The sequence below is a fragment of the Mesorhizobium sp. LEGMi-168a genome (genome assembly GCF_058312955.1).
In genome coordinates this window covers 308,824-327,658 of record NZ_JBZEGV010000004.1, presented here as the reverse complement: position 1 = coordinate 327,658, position 18,835 = coordinate 308,824, and the positions used below count along the sequence as shown (strand labels likewise).

Genomic DNA, 18,835 nt, shown 5'->3' with positions numbered 1-18,835 from the left:
CCCACAACCATGCCTGCGGCTGCACCAAATGCTGGAAGCCGGACGGCGCGATCTTCTCGGTGGTTGCCGTTGCCGGCACCGGCGACGTCACCGTCACCGAGAATGGCGACAAGCTGAAGGTGGTCGACCCGGCAGCGCTGATCCAGCGCCATGCCTGCACCGGCTGCGGCGTGCACATGTACGGCCCGGTCGAGCGCGACCATCCCTTCAAGGGCCTGTCCTTCATCCATCCGGAGCGCTTCGAGGAGGATGGCTGGTCGCCGCCGGGCTTCGCCGCCTTCGTGTCGTCGATCATCGAATCCGGCGTCGACCCGAGCCGCATGGACGGCATCCGCGGCCAGTTGAAGTCGATCGGGCTCGAACCCTATGACTGCCTCAACCCCGGCCTGATGGACTACATCGCCACCTGGACGGCGAAGAAGTCGGGCGCCTTGGCGGCATAGTCCGTATTGCCGCGTCGGGGGCCGTGGCAGTCGCGCCATCAGTCTGGCTTGAAGCGGTCGCACCAGGGCTTGCTATGGCTGCAGTCTGCCGGGCCGCCCGCGGCCGAGCGAGCCGTCGGTGCGGGCCTGCAGATAGGCATAGATCTCGTCCACATAGGGTGCGAAGTTGGGATCGCCGGCGAACCCCTTCATCACCGAGCCGCCGTCGGCACGGCCGTTGAGCACGGCGCGCCGGAAGGCTTCGATGTCGGGCAGTCGGCTGACCAGGGACGGCGCGAAGGTCGACCCCACGCCGTCAGGGCCGTGGCAGCGGTCGCAGCCCGCATGGTAACGCCTGAAACCGTCATAGGTCCGCGCATCGACCTTGCCGTCCACGACCCTGTAGAACTTTCCGGCGGCATCCGGTCCCGCCGCGCCCGCGCCGGTCGCGAAGCTCAGGACAGCGGAAGCCAGGACAACCGCCTGCAGCAGGCTACCCATCTGTCGTCCAATAGCGGCGGCGATCCATTCGCCGGATTGACATGCCGAAACCTTCCCAACTTCGTCACCCATGGGCGAAACAGGAGCGAAGCCCCATCGTGGAGACCGTGGGTCCAAGCCGTAACCTCCGCCTGAGAGCGTGGCAGAACAGAACTCTACACCACCGTCACAACGCTCTGAAGTCATGGCGTGGATCCCGGGCTGCGCTGCGTCGCTCCGCTCCTGGCTTCACCCCCGGACAACGGAATGAGCGCCCCCGCACGTGCCGACCAGCCCGATTCAGGGCGCGGTGGCAGACGTCTTGACCGGCTCCGCGTTATCCAGCGTCAGGTCGTTCTCTACGGCGGCGGCCGGAACGAAGTTCGGGTCGCTGACGAGCAGTGCCTTGCCGTCGCGCAATATTTCGAAATCGATCGACGGTTGGCCGACGGCCTGCGGCACGGAGATCATCATGCGCTGGCCCGGCGCGAGCGTGGAGACGATGCGGACCGGCTGCTGCTCGGCCCCGGAAGCCATGGTCGCGACGACCCGGTAGCCGTCCTGCTCGATCGTGTAATAGACGGCGCCGCTGAAGCTGCCGAGCTGGATGCTGTGGCCGCTGCCCGGTACCAGTTCCGATGCCGCCGCGCCACCCGTGGCGGTGAGCAGCGCAAATGCAAATGCGCTAAAACGTCTGGTCATCGCTATCTCTCCCTTCGGTTCAGCGAACTCCCGGACAGGTGGCCTGCCGGGATATCAGCTGACTGGAGCCTACGCGCTGCCGTCTTCGCGCACATCGGTACGATCACCCAAATTTCGGCTGTCGCCTTCCTAATTTCGCTGGATCAAAGCATGTCTCCCGAAAGTGGGAACCGGCTTCGAATCTGAAAGATCGCGACGCGCTTCAGGGTGCGGCGGTGGAGAGCAGCCACGGCTCTCCGCGCAGCCTGAGCAGCACTTCCATCCGGTTGGCGGCGTTGAACTTGCCGAGCACCGCGGAAACCTGGTGCTCGACCGTGCGCGGCGATCGCGACAGGGTCCGGGCGACCTCCTTGTTGCTCTTGCCCTCCGCGATCAGCGCAAGCACCTGCTGCTCGTGCTGCGTCAGGCCGAGCGGGTGCTGGCGGGCGGCCGTGTACGGACCCCGGCGCATCTTCGGCAGCCGGCCGGCGATCCCCAGGCGCTGCGCCAGCTTGCGCGCCAGCATCGCGGCAGGACGCGCCTCGATCGCCTCCAGCCTTGTCACGGCGCTCGCCAACGCCATCGCCGCATCGGCGCCCCGCACCTGCATCAGCGCAAGCGCCGCCTCGTATGGAAGGCCCAGGCGCTCCCATTCCTTGGCCGCGGTCAACGGATCGCCGCCAAGTTCGACCGCGCGCCGCCACGGAATGCGTGTCGTCGGCGCCGGCAGTGGCTCCTCCATCCCGCATCGCCGCCACCAGACAGACAGTTCGCCGAGGTCGGAAGGGCGGAAGTTGGCGATGTCCATCGCGGCCAGCGCCGTCAGCTGCTCGTGGCCGGCCGCGCGGTCCCCGGCAAGCCAGGCGGCCTCAGTCAGCGCCATACGGACCGGCACGATGCGTTGCAGCTCGCCAGTCGGCAGTCCCTCCTCCAGCGCCTGCTGCAGCAGGGCAGGGCCGCCTCCTTCGCCCAGCCGCACGCGCACCCTGCCAAGCACGGTGAGCGCCGGCAGGTGCATGACCACCGGCAAGCGTTCCAGTTTCATCACGCCCTGCGCTATGGTCTCGGCGTCGCGAAAGCGGCCCTGTTCCATACGAAGCTGCGCCTGCCGGCCGAGCAGATACTGCGCCGGCGAATCGAGGTCATGCCGGGCGGCGAACACGATGCCTTCGGAGAGCAGCCACTCGGCGAGCGCGAAGTCCTTGGACACCACCGCATATTCGGCATAGTTGGTGTAGGCCCGCGCCGCATGGTCGTGGAACCCGTGCTCGAGCGCGAGCGCCAGGCTTTCCTCCATCCGTTCGCGACCGCCCGGACGGTCGTCGAACAAAAGCGAGGTGCCGACATTGTTCAAGGCATGGACGCGCGTTTCGACCTCGCCCAGCCGGTCGGCCAGGGTGATCGCGCGCAGGCCCCACTCAATCGCCTCGTCGAAGCGGTAGTGCAGCATGTGCAGCTGCGAGCAGGTGCTGTAGGCCATCGCCAGTTCCGGCCCGGGCGGCAGGTTTTCCACCTCGCGCACCGCCTCACCGGCGAAATGCTCCGCCTGCTCGCCCTCGCCGCGGCGCCAGTGCAGCCTGGAAAGGTTGCGCAGGTTGAGGCTGACCTTGTCGGGGCGCCCAAGCTCGCGCCAGAGCTGAATGGCGCGATGCCGCGCTTCGATGATCGTGTCGTAGACCTGCAGCGCCAGTCCGGCTTCGTAGGCCCAGGATTCGTAGAGCTGGGCGGCCTCGGCCCGCGGCGCCTGCGCGATGTATTTAAGGGCAGTCGCCAGATGCGATGCGGCTTCGCGATGCGCCCCCAGCCGCGCGGCCTGCGCCGCGGCCTGCGGCGCAAGTTCGAGAACGCGCGCGCCGTTGTCGGCGGCGGCGGCATGATGCACCCGGCGTGCGAGCTGGGCGCCGGCCTGCGCCGCCGGAAGCCCTGCCATCGCTGCCTCCGCCTTAGCATGAAGCGACCGCTGAAGGCTGGGCGACAGCCGCTCGAGCGTCGCCTGCCTGGCAAGCTCGTGGCGGAAGGTGAGGGCGCCTTGAGCGTCCCGCCGCAGCAATCCGCGAACTACGCAGCGATCCGCGACAGCGTCGGCCTCGGCGCCGAGAAGGGCGCGGATCAGCCACGGCTCCACGCTGCCCGGCTCTATGCTCATCATCTCCAGCACCTCGCGCTCGCCGTCCGTCAGGCGCGACAGACGCGACCACACGGCGTCGCGGATGGAATCGGGAACATGCCCCGGTTCCGCCTCGCTGCTCGCCAGAAGCTCGGAGACGAAAAACGGATTGCCCCCGGTGATCTGGTAAAGATCGGCGCCGGCGCGGCCCGACTGTTCGGCCAGTGCCGTGACCGCCTGAGGCGAAAGCGGCTTCAGCGATATGCGGGTTAGCGATGCCGCCGGCAGGTCGCCTCTCACATGCGTGAGCGGATGGTCGGCGACCAGTTCGTCGCTGCGGGCACTCAGCACCAGCATTGCGCGAAACACGGAAATGCGACGGCCGAGATATCGGATGAGATCGAGCGTCGCATTGTCGGCCCAATGCACGTCCTCGAAAACGAGTGCTGTGGTTTCCAACCGGTGCTGAAGCGCATCGAGGAGCGCTGGAAAGAGCCGCTCGGGCGCGGCCCCCTGGTCGAGCAGCGCTGCGACCTCGGGGTCGAGCGCCCGCGCCATGTCTTGCAGGGGCCCGAGCGGACGGGGCGTGAAAAGCGCCTCGCACCAGCCCCACAGCACCCGACAGCCTTCGCCCGCACGCTCGGTGAATTCCTGCAGCAGCGCAGTCTTGCCTATCCCGGCCTCGCCTTCGAGCAGCACGATGCCGCCCCGACCCTCGGCGGCACTGGCCGCGGTTGCCAGCAAAGTTTTGAGAGGTCCCTCTCGCTCGAGCAGCATTGGCGCAACCGTTTCCAGAACATGTCGCCCAAGAATGCCCCGCGTTTGCCACATGCTTAAAAACAAGACAGTGGAGCGCCTCACAAAAGGCGGTCCGAACGCGACGCGCTTCAAGCCGCGAGTGTACCCCAACTGGGTCTGCTTTCCATTAGAATTGCTTAAAATAAGGCCGAATCCCGGCGGACCCGATCACTTCCGGGTACCGGCGTCATGCGAGTGGCCGACGCCGAAACCGAATGGCCGCGATATGCCTCATCTCGATCGTAGAGATCGGCTGTTTCACTGGCTGAAAGCAGACGTCGCCTGCGAGTGCCTATAAAATTGTATCACGGGCCATTACCGATCCTTAGCCATGGTTGAAACTGCCCGGCGCCGTTAACGCAACGGTTGCTCCGCCTCTGCGATGTTCCCCGCCTGAACAAGCACCAGGGTGGGGCAATCCATGATCGACCATATTCGCTCGCTGCTCGAGCAGCATCCGATGATTCCGCTGAATTTCGGCGCGCTCGCCGATGACGCCAATCTCTACGACGCGGGGCTGACTTCCTTCGCCTCGGTGCAGATGATGCTGGCGCTCGAAGAGGAGTTCGACATCGAATTTCCCGAGACGATGCTGACGCGGCGCACCTTCTCTTCGCTCATCAACATCGCGGACGCCGTTTCGCAGCTGACGCGCAAGGCGGCGTAGCGCCATGAACGTCTTGAGAAAAATCGAGGCCGCTTCGATCGCGGAAGCGCCAGAAGCCGCGACCGAACGCATGCGCCGCGTCGCCGAGATCGCCGCAAGCCATGCCGACCCCGTCGACAAGGAAGGCCGCTTCCCGGCCGAAACGATCGAGGCGCTGAAGCGTGAGCGCCTGCTCGGCGTGGCGATCCCGATCGAGCATGGCGGCGAGGGGCTCGGCACGATGCAGATCGCCGATCTCATCGTCCAGCTCGGCCAGGCCTGCGGCTCGAGCGCGATGATCTATGCCATGCACCAGATCAAGACGTCGAGCTTCGTCACGCATGGCGGCGCCAGCGACTGGCACCGCGCCTATATGCGGCGCATCGCCGACGAGCAGCTGCTGATGGCTTCGGCGACCACGGAGGCCGGCATCGGCGGCAATTTGCGCAATTCGATCTGCGCGGTCGCGGTCGCCGGCGGGCGCTTCGCGCTGACCAAGGAAGCCACCGTCATCTCCTACGGCAACTATGCCGACGCCATCCTCGCCACCGCGCGGCGCGCTCCGGATGCGGCAAGCTCCGATCAGGTGATGGTTGTGATCCCGGCCGATGGCAACCGCACGCTGGACCGTACATCGGTGTGGGATACGCTCGGCATGCGCGGCACCTGCTCCGACGGCTTTCATCTGGTCGCCGCAGGTGATGCGGCGCAGATCTTCCCGAAGCCGTTCTCCGAGATCGCGGCGCAATCGATGCTGGCCAGCTCGCACATCTTCTGGGCGGCGACCTGGTTCGGCGTCGCGGCCGACGCCTTCAACCGGGCGCAGGCCTTCGTCAAGGCGGCGGCGCGCAAGCAGCCCGACGCGATGCCGCCGGGCGCGCTGAGGCTGGCCGAGGCGGCCGCCCTTTTGCAGGAGATGAAAGGGCACCTGGCCGCCGCCATCCGCCGCTTCGAAGCGGCCAAGGGCGACGACGACGCGCTGTCTTCGATCGGCTTCGCCGCCGAGATCAACGCGCTGAAGGTCGCGGCCAGCGAGAAGGCGGGCGCGGTGGTGCGTCTCGCCATGCTGGTCAACGGCATCCTCGGCTACAAGAACGGCACGCCGTTCAGCGTCGGCCGGCATCTGCGCGACGTGACCTCGGCGCCGGTGATGATCTCCAACGACCGCATCCTTTCGAATACCGCGACGCTCATGCTGATGAGCCGCTTCGACACCGGCCTGGGAGGCTGAGATGGACGCCAAGACATTCGATGCCAAGTCGCTGCTCGACAGCCTGTTCGAGAACGGCATCCTGTTCGAGTCCGGCATTGACGGGCTTTACGGCCGTTCGGGCGCATTCGAGGAAGTGATCGAGCGGTTCGAGCGTCTCGTCACCCGGCTCGGCGCGCCGGACAAGGCCACCCGCATTCATTTTCCGCCGGGCATGAGCCGCGCGACGCTGGAGAAGAGCGGCTACATGAAGAGCTTTCCGCAGCTTGCCGGCTGTGTGCACTCGTTCATGGGTGGCGAGCGCGGGCATGTGCAACTGCTCGGCATGATGGCGGATGGCGGGGACTGGACGGAGTTGCAGAAGGCGACGGATGTCGCGCTGACGCCGGCGGCCTGCTATCCGCTCTATCCCACCGTCGCCGCGCGCGGCCCGGTGCCGGCGCAGGGCCTGCTTTTCGAACTCTCCTCGTATTGCTTCCGCCATGAGCCGTCGAAGGACCCGGCGCGCATGCAGCTCTTCCGCATGCGCGAATTCGTCAAGATCGGCACGGCCGAGCAGGTGCGCTCGTTCCGCGAAAGCTGGCTGAAGCGCGGCAAGGCGATGATCGAGTCGCTGGAGCTTCCTTGCGAGGTCGATCTCGCCAACGATCCGTTCTTCGGCCGCGGCGGCAAGATGATGGCCAACAATCAGCGCGACCAGGGTTTGAAATTCGAGCTGCTGATCCCGGTAACCAGCATCGAGAAGCCGACCGCCTGTCTGAGCTTCAATTATCACCAGGACCATTTTGGCCAGACCTGGGGCCTGAAATTCGCCGATGGGGGGTCCTGTCATTCGGCCTGCGTCGGCTTCGGGCTGGAACGCGTGGCGCTGGCGTTGTTCCGCCATCACGGGCCGGACGTCGAGGCCTGGCCGGCGGCGGTCCGCGACGTGCTGTGGGGCGTCTGACATGCGCAGCGCCATTGCCGGCATCGATCCGGCCAGCTACCGGCCGCACCAGCTGCACGATCCGGAACGGCGCTGGCCGCAGACCAACTGCTATGTCGATCTCCTGATCGAGGTTCTGCACGCGACGGGCCACGATCCGGTCGCGGCGCTCGGCTTCACCGTGGCGCAGGATTTCGAGGGTGATCAGTTCACCTTCTTCAAGTTCCCGACCGCCGACCTGCAGAGGCTGGCCGGGCTGGACATCCAGGAACTGGCGGTCTTCGACCGGCTGGAGACGCATGTGCTGGCCCAGGTCGAACTCGGCCGGTTGCCGCTCGTCGAGGTCGATGCCTTCTACCTGCCCGACACCAAGGGCATCACCTATCGCAGCGGCCATTCCAAGACCACGGTCGGCATCAATGCGCTCGATCCCGAGCGGCGGCGGATGCGCTACTTCCACAACGACGGCTACTTCGCCCTCGAGGGCGAAGACTATGATGGCATTTTCGGTCAATGGAACGATGTGCCGGCCGGCGGCCTGCCGCTGTTTCCTTACGCGGAGTTCGTGAAGTTCGACGTCACGCGGCCGGCCCGTGACGCGGTCGGGACCGCGGCGGCGCTGCTCGCGCATCACCTCAAGCGGCGGCCGAAGCGCAATCCGCTCGGCGCCTATGCGGCGGCGTTCGGCCGTCACGCCGAAACGCTGGCGAGCCGCACGCCGGACTATTTCCACACCTATGCCTTCAACACGCTGCGACAGGTCGGCGCGAATTTCGAACTCCTGGGCAGTCATCTCGAATGGCTGGGGCAGCATGGCGAAACCTGCCTGGCCGAGGCGGCGCAAGCCGCCGGCGACATTGCCGACGGCGCCAAGGTCATGCAGTTCAAGCTCGCCCGCGCGATGGCGCGGCAGCGGTTCGAGGGGCTGGCCGAGGCAATCACGCCAATGGCGCAGGCCTACGAAACGATGATGGACGTGCTGGACGCCCGCGTGGCGGGTGTCGCCTCCAAGGCGGCGTAGGGCCGGTCGGGCGCATTTGGGCAGGGGTGTGTGAATGGACGCCACGGTGTCGACCGCCGACGCTGTCGAATTGCTGGACCGGGGCTGGCGGATGGCTGTCTCGGCGGCCGGCGCCTGGGCTTCGCCTGGTGATATCGACGCTAACGCCGAATGGCTGGACGCTGCCTGCCCCGGCACGGCGGCGGGCACTCTGGAAGCGCATGGCCGCTGGAACCGCGCGCAGCCGACCCCGCTGCACGACCGCGATGTCTGGTACAGCCGCAGGCTCGACATGACCGGCCCGGTGCGGCTGGTGTTCGACGGTCTGGCGACCATCGCCGAGGTCTGGCTTGGCGACCGGCTGCTGTTCACTTCGACCTCGATGTTCGAGCGCCATGAGGCTGCGGTAACGCTTTCAGGCGGCGAACAGCTTGGCATCGCCCTGCGCAGCCTCGACCGCTATCTGGAAACGGCGACGGGTCCGCGCGCCCGCTGGCGTCCGCGCATGATTGACGACCTGCGGCTGCGGCTGGTGCGCACGACACTGATCGGCCACATGCCGGGCTGGTGTCCGAACTTCGACGTCGTCGGGCCGTGGCGTCCCGTCAAGCTGATCCGCGAGAATGGCGGGCAGCGCATCCTCGATGCCGACATGCGCGCCAAGCTCGACGGCACCACCGGGCACCTTGCCGTTGCGATCACCCTTGCTGAACCCTTCGACGATGCGCAAACGGCGCATGTCAGCTGCGCCGGAGCGCGCGCGCGCCTCAAGGTCGAGACGTCGACCCGGTTGACGGCGGAGCTTGACATTGCCGATGTCGCCCCGTGGTGGCCGAACAGTCATGGCGAGCCGGCGCTGCACGAGGTGACGGCGACGCTCGGGGCGGTGCGCAGCCGGCTGGGCCGGGTCGGTTTCCGGCGCATCGAGATCGATCGCGGCGCCGACGGGCGCGATTTCCGTCTGGTCGTCAACGGTGTGCCTGTCTTCTGCCGCGGCGCGGTCTGGACGCCGTCCGATCCTGTGCGGTTGCCATGCGAGCGGCACGAAATCGAGCCCGACCTCGACCTCGTGCGCCAGGCCGGCGTCAACATGCTGCGGGTCGGCGGCACGTTCATCTACGAGGGCGATGCCTTCCATGAGTTGTGCGACGAGATGGGCATCCTCGTCTGGCAGGATCTGATGCTCGCCAATTTCGATTATCCGGCGAAGGACGAGACCTGGCGGACGGCGCTGTCGCACGAGGTGGAAAACCTGCTGAAGCGGCTTCGGCATTCACCCTCGCTTGCGGTGCTGTGCGGCGGCAGCGAGGTGGCGCAGCAGGCGGCAATGCTCGGCATGCCGGCGGCGATGGATCCGACGCCCTGGTTCGACGCGGTCGTGCGTCCGGCCGCGCAGGCGATCCTGCCCGATCTCTCGCTGGTGCCCTCGTCGCCTTCCGGCGGCAGCCTGCCCTTCGCCGCGGATGGCGGCCCGACGCACTACTATGGTGTCGGCGCCTATTGCCGGCCGATCGAGGACGCGCGCCGCGCCGAGGTGCGTTTCGCCAGCGAGTGCCTCGCCTTCGCCAACGTACCGGAACAGGCGACGCTGGATAGGCATCTGCCCGTTCCCCCCGGGCACGATCCGCGCTGGAAGGCCGGCGTGCCGCGCGATGCGGGCGCGTCGTGGGATTTCGAGGACGTGCGCGAGCACTATCTGGAGACGCTGTTCGGCGTCGACGCGCGCCGGCTGCGCATGGAGGATCCGGCGCGCTATCTCGACCTCTCGCGCGCCGTCACCGCCGAGGTGGTTGAACGCACAATCGACGAATGGCGCAGACCAACCTCGCCGACGGCAGGTGCGCTGCTGTTCTTCTGGAAGGATCTGCGCCCGGGCGCCGGCTGGGGCGTCGTCGATTCCACTGGACGGCCGAAATCGGTCTGGCATGCACTCAGGCGCGCTTTTGCGCCGCTCAGGCTGACGCTGAGCGACGAAGGCGTCAACGGGCTCGGTATCCATCTTGTCAATGACGGGGCAAAGGCCGTCGAGGCGACGCTGTCGCTTGCCTGCCTGCGCGATGGCGTCACGCCGGTGGTGACGGCGCGCCAGCCGGTCACTGTGCAGGCGCGCGGGGCGCGGTCTTTGTCGGCGTTCTCGCTGCTCGGCGCCTTTTTCGACCTGTCCTATGCCTATCGCTTCGGTCCGGCCGGTCACGAGGTGACGGTGGCGAGGCTCGAAGGCGGCGACGGCGAAATCCTGGCGGAAGCCTTCCATGTGCTTCCGGGCGTCATGACCGCGCGGCGCGATGTCGGCCTGTCGGCGCGGCTGCTGCGCGCAGAAGACGGCTGGCGCCTGCGGCTCGCCTGCAAGCGCGCCGCTTATCACGTCGCCATCAAGGGCGAACTGTTCTCCCCGCGCGAGAACGGCTTCCACCTGATGCCGGGTGCGGAGAAGGAAATTTGTCTGGACGGGCCGGCCTCGGCCATGCCGACCGGCGCCGCGACGGCGCTGAATGCCGACCGCGACATAGCCTACGATGCGCCACAAGCCGACAATGCAGAAATCGGGGCAGGGATCAGACGAGCGTTCGAGCCCGCCAGGAGCATGGCATGAAGGGAATCGTCTTCGCCGACACGATCGGCTGGCTCAATGAGGGCAAGGGCACCGTGGGGCGCAACCGTGGCGTCGTCATCGCCGGGGCGCATGGGCATGAGGACCTGTGCAGCCGGCGCTTCCTGAAACTGCTCGCAGACAAGGTGGTCGAAAGCGGTCTGCCGGCGCTGCAGTTCGACTATCCCGGCTGCGGCAACGCCGCCGGCGATCATTCAACGCCCGATCAGGTGCACGCGTGGACGGCGAGCATCGGCGCCGCGATCGACCGGCTGAAGCGGGATTGCGGCGTGGCCGACGTCATTCTGGTCGGCTTCCGGCTGGGCGCGCTGCTGGCGCCGCTGGCGGCGGCCGGACGAAACGACGTGGCCGGTCTCGTGCTGCTGGCGCCGCCTTCCTCAGGCAAGGCCTATGTTCGCGAGATCACCGCCATGTCGCGCATGATCGACGCGCGGCTGGTCAGCGGTTCGGCGGGCGAGAGGCCTTTCACCGAGGGGCGCGAGGCGGCCGGCTTTCGGATTTCGCATGAGACGCTGGCCGATCTTGCGGCGCTCGACTGGCGGCAGGCCGCGGCAAACCTTCCATCCCTGCCGACGCTGGTGCTTACCAACGGCAAGCCGTTCGCCGCTGACGAAATTCGTGGCCAAGGGTCGGACATTGGGGATGTCACCACGGCCGAGTTCGAGGGCTATGCTCTGTTGATGTGCGACCCGACCGCCAACCGGATTCCGGCCGCCGCTCTCGATCGTTGCGCCGCCTGGATGGCCGGCCATATTGGCGAGGCGGTCACGGGAAAGGCCAGGCCGCGCGACGCGGCGGAGGTCCTGGTCGGTCCGCACTATATGGAAGAGCCGGTCCTGATCGGACCGGAGCCCGAGATTTGCGGCGTGTTTTGTCGGCCGCGCCGCCGCCCGGCTGTGGCCGAGCCGGTGATCTTCCTCAATGCGGGCGGCGTGCCGCATGTCGGCTGGGCGCGCGGCACGGTGGAAGCGGCGCGAGAACTCGCGGCGGAAGGCCAGGCTTCGCTGCGTATCGATCTGCCCGGACTTGGCCTCAGCGGTCAGACCGAACCAGGGCGCCTGTTTCTCTACGATGAGCGTACGCGCCATGATGTCAGCCGTGCGATCGACTGGATGGAACGGGCGGGCTATTCTTCTGTCGGCCTGGTCGGCGTCTGCGCCGGCGCTTTCCAGGCTTTTCACGCCGCGCGGGCCGACGGGCGGATACGCGCGCTGACCATGATCAACCCACTCTGCTTCGCCTGGAACAGTTCCTACGCGCTGGAGATGGCGGTCTGGAAGAGTTACGAGACTTCCAAAGCAGTGTCGGGGCGGAACGGCGACGCTATGGAGGAGAGCCGCGACCCGGACGCCCCGACATGGCGCGGGATCGCTTCGCGCCACGCCCGGCTGATCGTCCGGCGCGGGCTGGAGGCGATCAAGTCCACGCTGTCGATGCTGCATCCGGCCGCGCTGGCGGGACAGCGGCGGGTGGAACGCTGGATGCGCGACCTCTGCGGCCGGGGCGTGCGGGTTCTCCTGGTGACCTCGGAAGGCGACTTGAGCCTGAAGGAGATCGCCCGCCATTTCGGCCCGGAGGAAGAGCGGCTCGACAGCATTCGTGGCGTGACCAGGGTGTCGCTGCCAAACGCCGACCACACGCTCACACCCCATCACGCACGGCGCGCCATGATCGCCCGCCTGATCGATCACGGCGGCGTCAGGCGCGACGGCCACGTTCGTTCCGACAACCTGCTCGCGACGACAAGCCCTTCCTTCGTGACGCCCTAAAGCGGGTCGGGCCGATCGCGGCGGCGAGCCAAATTAGTTCACGGCGCCTTTCGCTGCATTTGGATGGCGGTTGGTCGTCAGCTCGGCCCTTAGCCTGATCCTGACGTTCATTCCTCTATTGCTACGGCAGGTCGGCCGCGTTTGACACATCCGATCAATCTGGCCGATGGATAGCCGCTTGCGACGATTCTCTCGGCCAGGGCGCTGGCGCTGCCGGGCTCGCAGGCAATCAGCAACCCACCTGAGGTCTGTGGGTCGGTGAGAAGATCGCGCCGCCACTGCGGCATGCCTTCATTGAGCCGCACCGCATCGCCGTAACTTGCCCAATTGCGCCGTGACGCGCCGGTGACGAAGCTTTGTTCTGCAAGCGACGAGGCCTGCGCAAAGACCGGAATGTCGCGGTCGCGGATCACGAGTTCGCAGGCTGAGCCGCGCGCCATCTCAAGGGCGTGTCCGAGCAGGCCAAAGCCGGTCACATCGGTGATCGCATGCACGCTTGCGTCCTTGGCGAGTTCCGCTCCGATCCGATTGAGAAGGGTCGTCGAAGCGATCATCTCGTCATAGCCGTCAGGCGACAATGCCTGCTTTTTGATGGCCGCCGAATAGATCCCGACGCCGAGCCCCTTGGTCAGGATCAGCGCATCTCCCGGCCTGGCCCCCGAATTGCGCCGGATGTCCGCCGGCCGGCAGATGCCGGTCACGGCAAGCCCGTAGATCGGCTCCGGTGAGTCGATCGAATGGCCGCCCGCGACCGGTATCCCGGCTGACGCGCAGATATCGCGGCCGCCTTTCAGGATTTCCCGCACGGTGTGCGTCGGCAATATCCCGATCGGCATTCCGACGATGGCCAAGGCCATGATCGGCCGGCCGCCCATCGCATAGACGTCGGAGAGCGCGTTGGCCGCGGCGATCCGGCCGAAATCGTATGGATCATCCACCATCGGCATGAAGAAATCGGTGGTCGCAATCACGCAGGTCGTGTCGTCGATCTGCCAGACGGCGGCATCGTCCCCGGTTTCGGTGCCGACAAGGAGCTGCCTGAAGGGGCTTGGTTCCGCCTGCCCGGCAAGAAGCTGCTGAAGGACGGAGGGCGCCAGCTTGCAGCCGCAGCCGCCGCCGTGAGCAAGGCTGGTCAGGCGCGGAGGTGCTTCGGTGATATCGCCCCGCCACGCGGGAGCCGTTTCCAACACCACGCCTCACTGTAGGGTCACGTTCCGAAAAACGTCAATCGCATTTTCCCTGCGCGAAACATTTGCCTGATCTGATCTGCGCTCTAAGTGTTTGACATTACGCCAATTCGGCTCAAAATGACGTGCGTATCCCTTGGTTCTGGATGCCCCCATGGGCATGGAATTCGGGAGGAACTCCAGATGAATGTTGAACTCTCACGGCGCGCGTTCCTGCAGTCGGCAGGCGCGGGGCTCGCCGGCACGACTTTGGGAGCTTTCGGCTTCGCCGACGTCGAGGCCGCGCATGCGGCGGCGATACGGCCTTTCAAGCTCGCGACCACGGTCGAGACGCGCAACACCTGCCCGTACTGCTCGGTGGCCTGCGGCATCATCATGTATTCGAAAGGCGACCTCAGGAAGGGCGAAAAGGCCGATATCACCCATATCGAGGGCGATACCGACCATCCGACCAATCGCGGCACCTTATGCCCCAAGGGATCGGCTCTGCTCGGCTTCGTAAAATCTCCGACCCGGCTGCAGCATCCAATGATCCGCAAGCCCGGGTCCGACAAGTTCGAGCCGATAGGCTGGGAGGAGGCGCTGGATCGCATCGCCCGCCTGATGAAGGACGATCGCGACAAGAATTTCGTCGCCAGGAACAACGACGGCGTGACGGTCAACCGGTGGATTACCACGGGCTTTCTCGCCGCCTCGGCTTCGACCAATGAAACCGCGTTCGCGACCTACAAGGTGGTCCGCAGCGCAGGCATGCTGGTGTTCGACAACCAGGCACGTGTCTGACACGGCCCGACGGTGGCGAGTCTCGCCCCAACATTCGGCCGCGGCGCAATGACCAATTCCTGGACCGACATCAGGAACACGGATCTTGTTGTGATCATGGGCGGCAATGCCGCCGAAGCACATCCGTGCGGCTTCAAGTGGGTTACGGAAGCCAAGGCCAACCGCGGCGCCAAGCTCATCGTCATCGATCCGCGCTTCACCCGCTCAGCCTCGGTGTCAGACGTCTATGCGCCGATCCGCCAGGGAACGGACATCGCCTTCCTGCTCGGGCTCATCAACTACTGTATCCAGAATGACAAGGTGCAATGGGACTATGTGAAGGCGTTCACCAACGCGGCCTATGTCGTCAAGCAGGGCTTCACTTACAAGGACGGCCTGTTCTCCGGCTATGACGAGGCGAAGCGAGACTACGACAAGTCCACCTGGGATTACGATATCGGGCCCGACGGCTTCGCCGTTGTCGACGAAACCCTGGCCAATCCCCGTTGCGTCTGGAACCTGCTCAAGAACCACGTCGCGGTCTATACGCCGGAGATGGTCGAACGCATCTGCGGCACGCCGGCGGGGAAATTCCTGCAGGTGGCCAAGATGGTTGCCGAAACGTCCGCGCCGAACAAGGCGATGACGTCGATGTATGCGCTCGGCTGGACCCAGCACTCGAAGGGCTCGCAGAACATTCGCGCCATGGCCATGCTGCAGCTCGTGCTCGGCAATATCGGCATTCGCGGCGGCGGCATGAATGCATTGCGCGGTCATTCGAACATCCAGGGGCTGACCGACCTCGGGCTGATGTCGAACCTGCTGCCCGGCTATCTCACGCTGCCGACACAGAAGGAGCCGGACCTCGCCACCTACATGTCGACGCGTGGCTTCAAGCCGCTGCGGCCGAACCAGATGAGCTACTGGCAGAACTACAAGAAGTTCTTCGTCAGCTTCCAGAAGTCGATGTGGGGCGATGCGGCGACGCTGGAGAACGACTTCGCCTATGACTACCTGCCGAAGCTCGACCTGCCGGGCTACGATCTGCTGCGTGCCTTCGAGCTGATGCACCAAGGCAAGATGAACGGCTATTTCTGCCAGGGCTTCAACCCGCTGCAGGCAGCTCCGAACAAGAAGAAGGTGATCGAGTCGCTCTCGAAGCTGAAATTCCTTGTGATCATGGATCCGTTGGACACGGAGACTGGGCGGTTCTGGGAGAACCATGGGCCGTACAACGATGTCGATCCGTCGCAGATTCAGACGGAAGTCTACCAACTGCCCTCAACCTGCTTCGCCGAGGATGACGGTTCGCTGGTCAATTCGGGGCGCTGGCTGCAGTGGCATTGGGCCGGCGGCACGCCCCCCGGGGAGGCCAAGCGCGACACGTGGATCATGGCGCAGCTCCATCTTCGCCTGAAGGAACTCTACACCAAGGAAGGTGGCGCCTTCGCCGATCCGATCGTCAAGCTCGCCTGGCCTTATGCCGATCCGGGCGATCCGAAGGCCGAGGAACTTGCCCAGGAGATCAATGGCAGGGCGCTCGCCAGGGTGACCGACACCGCGGACCCGACGAAGGTGCTGGCCGAGCCCGGCAAGCTGCTGCCGGCCTTTGCGGCGCTGCGCGACGACGGCTCGACCGCCTGCGGCTGCTGGATCTATTCCGGCTGCTTCAACGAGAACGGCAACAACATGGCCCGGCGGGACACGAGCGACCCCGACGACGCCGGCTTCTATTCGAAATGGGCGTTCTCGTGGCCCGCCAACCGCCGCATCCTCTACAACAGGGCCTCCGCGGATCTCACTGGAAAACCCTGGGACCCGAGCCGCAAAGTGATCGAATGGGACGGCGCCAAGTGGTCTGGCTACGACGTGCCCGACATTGTGCCTACCGCCAAGCCCGATCAGGTCGGCCCGTTCATCATGAACCCGGAAGGCGTCTCGCGTCTCTTTACTCGGGGGATGATGCGCGACGGACCATTCCCGGCGCACTATGAGCCGTTCGAGTCGCCGATCGTCAATCCGGTGGCGCCCAAGGTCCGCGGCAATCCAGCCGCGCGGGTGTTCCAGGGCGACATGGCCCAGTTCGCCGAAGCGGCCTCGCCGGAGTTCCCCTATGCGGCGACCTCCTACCGCTTGACCGAGCATTTCCACTTCTGGACCAAGCACGTCATCGTCAACGCGGTGATCCAGCCGGAGTTCTTCGTGGAGATTTCGGAACAGCTCGCGGCCGAGAAGGGCATCACCAAGGGCGGATACGTGCGCGTCTGGTCGAAGCGCGGCTCGGTCGTGGCGAAGGCCATGGTGACCAAGCGGATCAGGCCGCTCACCTGCGACGGCAAGACCATTCACATCGTCGGCATACCGCTGCACTGGGGTTTCACCGGAGCGGCAAAGAAAGGCTTCGGTCCGAACATGCTGACGCCTTTTGTCGGCGACGCCAATATCGAAACGCCGGAGTACAAGGCGTTCCTGGTCAATATCGAGCCCGCTCCAGGGCCGGTGGCATAGGAGGATCAAACGATGTTTCCTCCCCTTCCCAATCCTTCGACAACGGACACGGCCCCGCGTTTTTCCGAGAAGGACCTCATCCGCCGCTCGGCATCGACCGTGCCTGCCCCTGAGAAGCAACTGACGGAAGTCGCCAAGCTTATCGATGTCTCGAAATGCATCGGCTGCAAGGCCTGCCAGACGGCCTGCATCGAGTGGAACGACACGCATCCGGAGGTCGGCGTCTTCGCCGGCGCCTTCGAGAATCCGCCCGACCTGACGCCGGACATGTTCACGCTGATGCGCTACAGCGAATGGGACAATCCCGAGACCAACGAGCTCGAATGGCTGATCCGCAAGGACGGCTGCATGCATTGCGCCGATCCCGGCTGCCTCAAGGCCTGCCCGGCGCCGGGAGCGATCGTGCAGTACTCGAACGGCATCGTCGATTTCGTCCACGAGAACTGCATCGGCTGTGGCTACTGCATCAAGGGCTGCCCGTTCAACATCCCGCGCATCTCCAAGGTCGACCACACGGCCTACAAATGCACGCTCTGCTCCGACCGCGTGGCGGTCGGTCAGGGTCCGGCTTGCGCCAAGGCCTGCCCGACCCAGGCGATCGTCTTCGGCACCAAGGACGAGATGAAGGGTTGGGCCGCCAAGCGGGTGGAGGACTTGAAGTCGCGTGGCTTCACCAATGCCGGCCTCTATGACCCGCCGGGCGTCGGCGGGACACATGTGATGTATGTGCTGCATCATGCCGACAAGCCGGAGATTTACAGCGGCCTGCCCAAGGACCCGAAGATCAGTCCGTTGGTGGAGGCATGGAAAGGTGTGACCAAATATGCGGGCCTCACGGTGTTGGGCGTGGCGGCCGGCGTCGGCTTGCTCCACCACTTGATCATGGGACCGAACAGGGTAACCGAGGCGGATGAGGAGCACGCCGAAGAGTTGACGAAAGGCGACAGCCATGGCCGCCGATGACCTCAAGCCGAACGAACAGGTCCATCCCGGCAAGCCGGTGATCGTAGACCGCTACACGGTGGGGGCGCGGATCAACCACTGGATCACGGCGGCGAGCCTGGTCCTGCTCGCCCTGTCGGGCCTTGCGATGTTCCACCCGAGCCTGTTCTTCCTGTCCGGCCTTTTCGGCGGGGGACAGTTCACGCGCTTCATCCACCCCTGGATCGGCGTCGTGCTCTTCTTCAGCTTCCTTGGACTTTTCCTTCGGTTCTGGAAGGCCAATCTGTGGAGACGCGACGACGGGACGTGGCTCGGCCGTTTCGGCGACGTGCTGACCAACCACGAGGACAAAGTTCCCGAAGTCGGCAAGTACAATGCCGGCCAAAAACTCGTCTTCTGGTCTATGTCGGTGCTGATTGTGATCCTCATCTCCAGCGGGTTGGTGGCATGGGATCAATATTTCTTCCAGTATACGACAATCGATCAGAAGCGCGTGGCTATACTTGTCCACTCCATAGCGGCGGTGGCGATCATCGGCGTCTGGATCGTCCATTTCTACTCGGCCATCTGGGTGCGCGGCACCATTCCCGCCATGACGCGTGGGCGGGTGACCGGTGGTTGGGCCTGGCGGCATCACCGCAAATGGCTGCGGGAGCTCGTCACCAAATCGCGCAAGGAAACAGGATCATCAGGATCGAAGCCCGCCGAATAGAGCGGGCGCTGGTCGGATGACTTCCCCGCCCTAGTTTGATGTTTGCGCATGATTTTTGTGCCGGTCAGGCAACCA

At 65.5% G+C, this 18,835-nt stretch carries 14 protein-coding genes; 10 read left to right on the top strand and 4 right to left on the bottom strand.

What is annotated here, in order from left to right; all coding sequences use genetic code 11:
- On the top strand, positions 1-443 hold a 443-nt coding region (gene gfa, locus AC4FWB_RS08715), incomplete at its 5' end, for an S-(hydroxymethyl)glutathione synthase (RefSeq protein WP_491025567.1).
- A gap of 72 nt (positions 444-515) precedes the next feature.
- Here the strand turns inward: gfa and AC4FWB_RS08710 are convergent.
- From AC4FWB_RS08710 to AC4FWB_RS08700, 3 genes are all read right to left on the bottom strand, one after another.
- Positions 516-923, bottom strand: a complete 408-nt coding sequence (locus tag AC4FWB_RS08710; RefSeq protein WP_491025566.1) for a c-type cytochrome — start codon at positions 921-923, stop codon at positions 516-518.
- Between the two features lie 279 nt (positions 924-1,202).
- Positions 1,203-1,604, bottom strand: a complete 402-nt coding sequence (locus AC4FWB_RS08705) for a hypothetical protein (RefSeq protein ID WP_491025565.1) — start codon at positions 1,602-1,604, stop codon at positions 1,203-1,205.
- Positions 1,605-1,806: 202 nt separating this feature from the next.
- Entirely contained in the window at positions 1,807-4,467 is a 2,661-nt protein-coding gene (locus tag AC4FWB_RS08700; RefSeq protein ID WP_491025564.1) for an ATP-binding protein, read from the bottom strand.
- Positions 4,468-4,909: 442 nt separating this feature from the next.
- Between AC4FWB_RS08700 and AC4FWB_RS08695 the strand changes: the two genes are divergently transcribed.
- The 6 genes from AC4FWB_RS08695 (at position 4,910) to AC4FWB_RS08670 (ending at position 12,649) form a co-directional block, all read left to right on the top strand.
- On the top strand, positions 4,910-5,155 hold the full coding sequence (locus AC4FWB_RS08695; protein WP_491025563.1) for an acyl carrier protein: 246 nt from the start codon (positions 4,910-4,912) through the stop codon (positions 5,153-5,155).
- Positions 5,156-5,225: 70 nt separating this feature from the next.
- Positions 5,226-6,365 (top strand): acyl-CoA dehydrogenase family protein, encoded by a 1,140-nt coding sequence (locus AC4FWB_RS08690; protein ID WP_491025582.1) that lies wholly within the window; start codon positions 5,226-5,228, stop codon positions 6,363-6,365.
- Position 6,366: 1 nt separating this feature from the next.
- Positions 6,367-7,290: an amino acid--[acyl-carrier-protein] ligase gene (locus AC4FWB_RS08685; RefSeq protein WP_491025562.1), complete on the top strand. Its 924-nt coding sequence runs from the start codon at positions 6,367-6,369 to the stop codon at positions 7,288-7,290.
- A 1-nt stretch (position 7,291) separates the two neighbouring features.
- Positions 7,292-8,290: a DUF1839 family protein gene (locus AC4FWB_RS08680; RefSeq protein ID WP_491025560.1), complete on the top strand. Its 999-nt coding sequence runs from the start codon at positions 7,292-7,294 to the stop codon at positions 8,288-8,290.
- Between the two features lie 34 nt (positions 8,291-8,324).
- Positions 8,325-10,862 carry a glycoside hydrolase family 2 protein gene (locus tag AC4FWB_RS08675; RefSeq protein ID WP_491025559.1) on the top strand — a complete coding sequence of 846 codons (2,538 nt, stop codon included), beginning with the start codon at positions 8,325-8,327 and terminating at the stop codon, positions 10,860-10,862.
- Positions 10,859-12,649, top strand: a complete 1,791-nt coding sequence (locus tag AC4FWB_RS08670; protein ID WP_491025558.1) for an alpha/beta fold hydrolase — start codon at positions 10,859-10,861, stop codon at positions 12,647-12,649. Before AC4FWB_RS08675 ends, AC4FWB_RS08670 begins: the two co-directional genes overlap by 4 nt.
- Before the next feature lie 107 nt (positions 12,650-12,756).
- On the opposite strand, the gene selD is transcribed toward AC4FWB_RS08670, so the two are convergent.
- Positions 12,757-13,806 (bottom strand): selenide, water dikinase SelD, encoded by a 1,050-nt coding sequence (gene selD, locus AC4FWB_RS08665; RefSeq protein ID WP_491025581.1) that lies wholly within the window; start codon positions 13,804-13,806, stop codon positions 12,757-12,759.
- Positions 13,807-14,019: 213 nt separating this feature from the next.
- Here selD and fdnG point away from each other — a divergent pair, with 213 nt between their 5' ends.
- The 3 genes from fdnG to AC4FWB_RS08650 are packed head-to-tail and all read left to right on the top strand — an operon-like array spanning position 14,020 to position 18,760.
- Positions 14,020-17,106, top strand: a complete 3,087-nt coding sequence (gene fdnG, locus AC4FWB_RS08660; RefSeq protein ID WP_491025557.1) for a formate dehydrogenase-N subunit alpha — start codon at positions 14,020-14,022, stop codon at positions 17,104-17,106.
- A 12-nt stretch (positions 17,107-17,118) separates the two neighbouring features.
- On the top strand, positions 17,119-18,069 hold the full coding sequence (fdxH, locus tag AC4FWB_RS08655) for a formate dehydrogenase subunit beta (RefSeq protein ID WP_491025556.1): 951 nt from the start codon (positions 17,119-17,121) through the stop codon (positions 18,067-18,069).
- Positions 18,056-18,760: a formate dehydrogenase subunit gamma gene (locus AC4FWB_RS08650; RefSeq protein WP_491025555.1), complete on the top strand. Its 705-nt coding sequence runs from the start codon at positions 18,056-18,058 to the stop codon at positions 18,758-18,760. Before fdxH ends, AC4FWB_RS08650 begins: the two co-directional genes overlap by 14 nt.
- Positions 18,761-18,835: the final 75 nt, after the last annotated feature.

Coding starts and splice junctions, on each gene's coding strand:
- AC4FWB_RS08710 (WP_491025566.1), bottom strand. CDS start 923: ATGGGTAGCCTGCTGCAGGCGGTTGTCCTGGCTTCCGCTGTCCTGAGC.
- AC4FWB_RS08705 (WP_491025565.1), bottom strand. CDS start 1,604: ATGACCAGACGTTTTAGCGCATTTGCATTTGCGCTGCTCACCGCCACG.
- AC4FWB_RS08700 (WP_491025564.1), bottom strand. CDS start 4,467: ATGCTGCTCGAGCGAGAGGGACCTCTCAAAACTTTGCTGGCAACCGCG.
- AC4FWB_RS08695 (WP_491025563.1), top strand. CDS start 4,910: ATGATCGACCATATTCGCTCGCTGCTCGAGCAGCATCCGATGATTCCG.
- AC4FWB_RS08690 (WP_491025582.1), top strand. CDS start 5,226: ATGCGCCGCGTCGCCGAGATCGCCGCAAGCCATGCCGACCCCGTCGAC.
- AC4FWB_RS08685 (WP_491025562.1), top strand. CDS start 6,367: ATGGACGCCAAGACATTCGATGCCAAGTCGCTGCTCGACAGCCTGTTC.
- AC4FWB_RS08680 (WP_491025560.1), top strand. CDS start 7,292: ATGCGCAGCGCCATTGCCGGCATCGATCCGGCCAGCTACCGGCCGCAC.
- AC4FWB_RS08675 (WP_491025559.1), top strand. CDS start 8,325: ATGGACGCCACGGTGTCGACCGCCGACGCTGTCGAATTGCTGGACCGG.
- AC4FWB_RS08670 (WP_491025558.1), top strand. CDS start 10,859: ATGAAGGGAATCGTCTTCGCCGACACGATCGGCTGGCTCAATGAGGGC.
- fdxH (WP_491025556.1), top strand. CDS start 17,119: ATGTTTCCTCCCCTTCCCAATCCTTCGACAACGGACACGGCCCCGCGT.
- AC4FWB_RS08650 (WP_491025555.1), top strand. CDS start 18,056: ATGGCCGCCGATGACCTCAAGCCGAACGAACAGGTCCATCCCGGCAAG.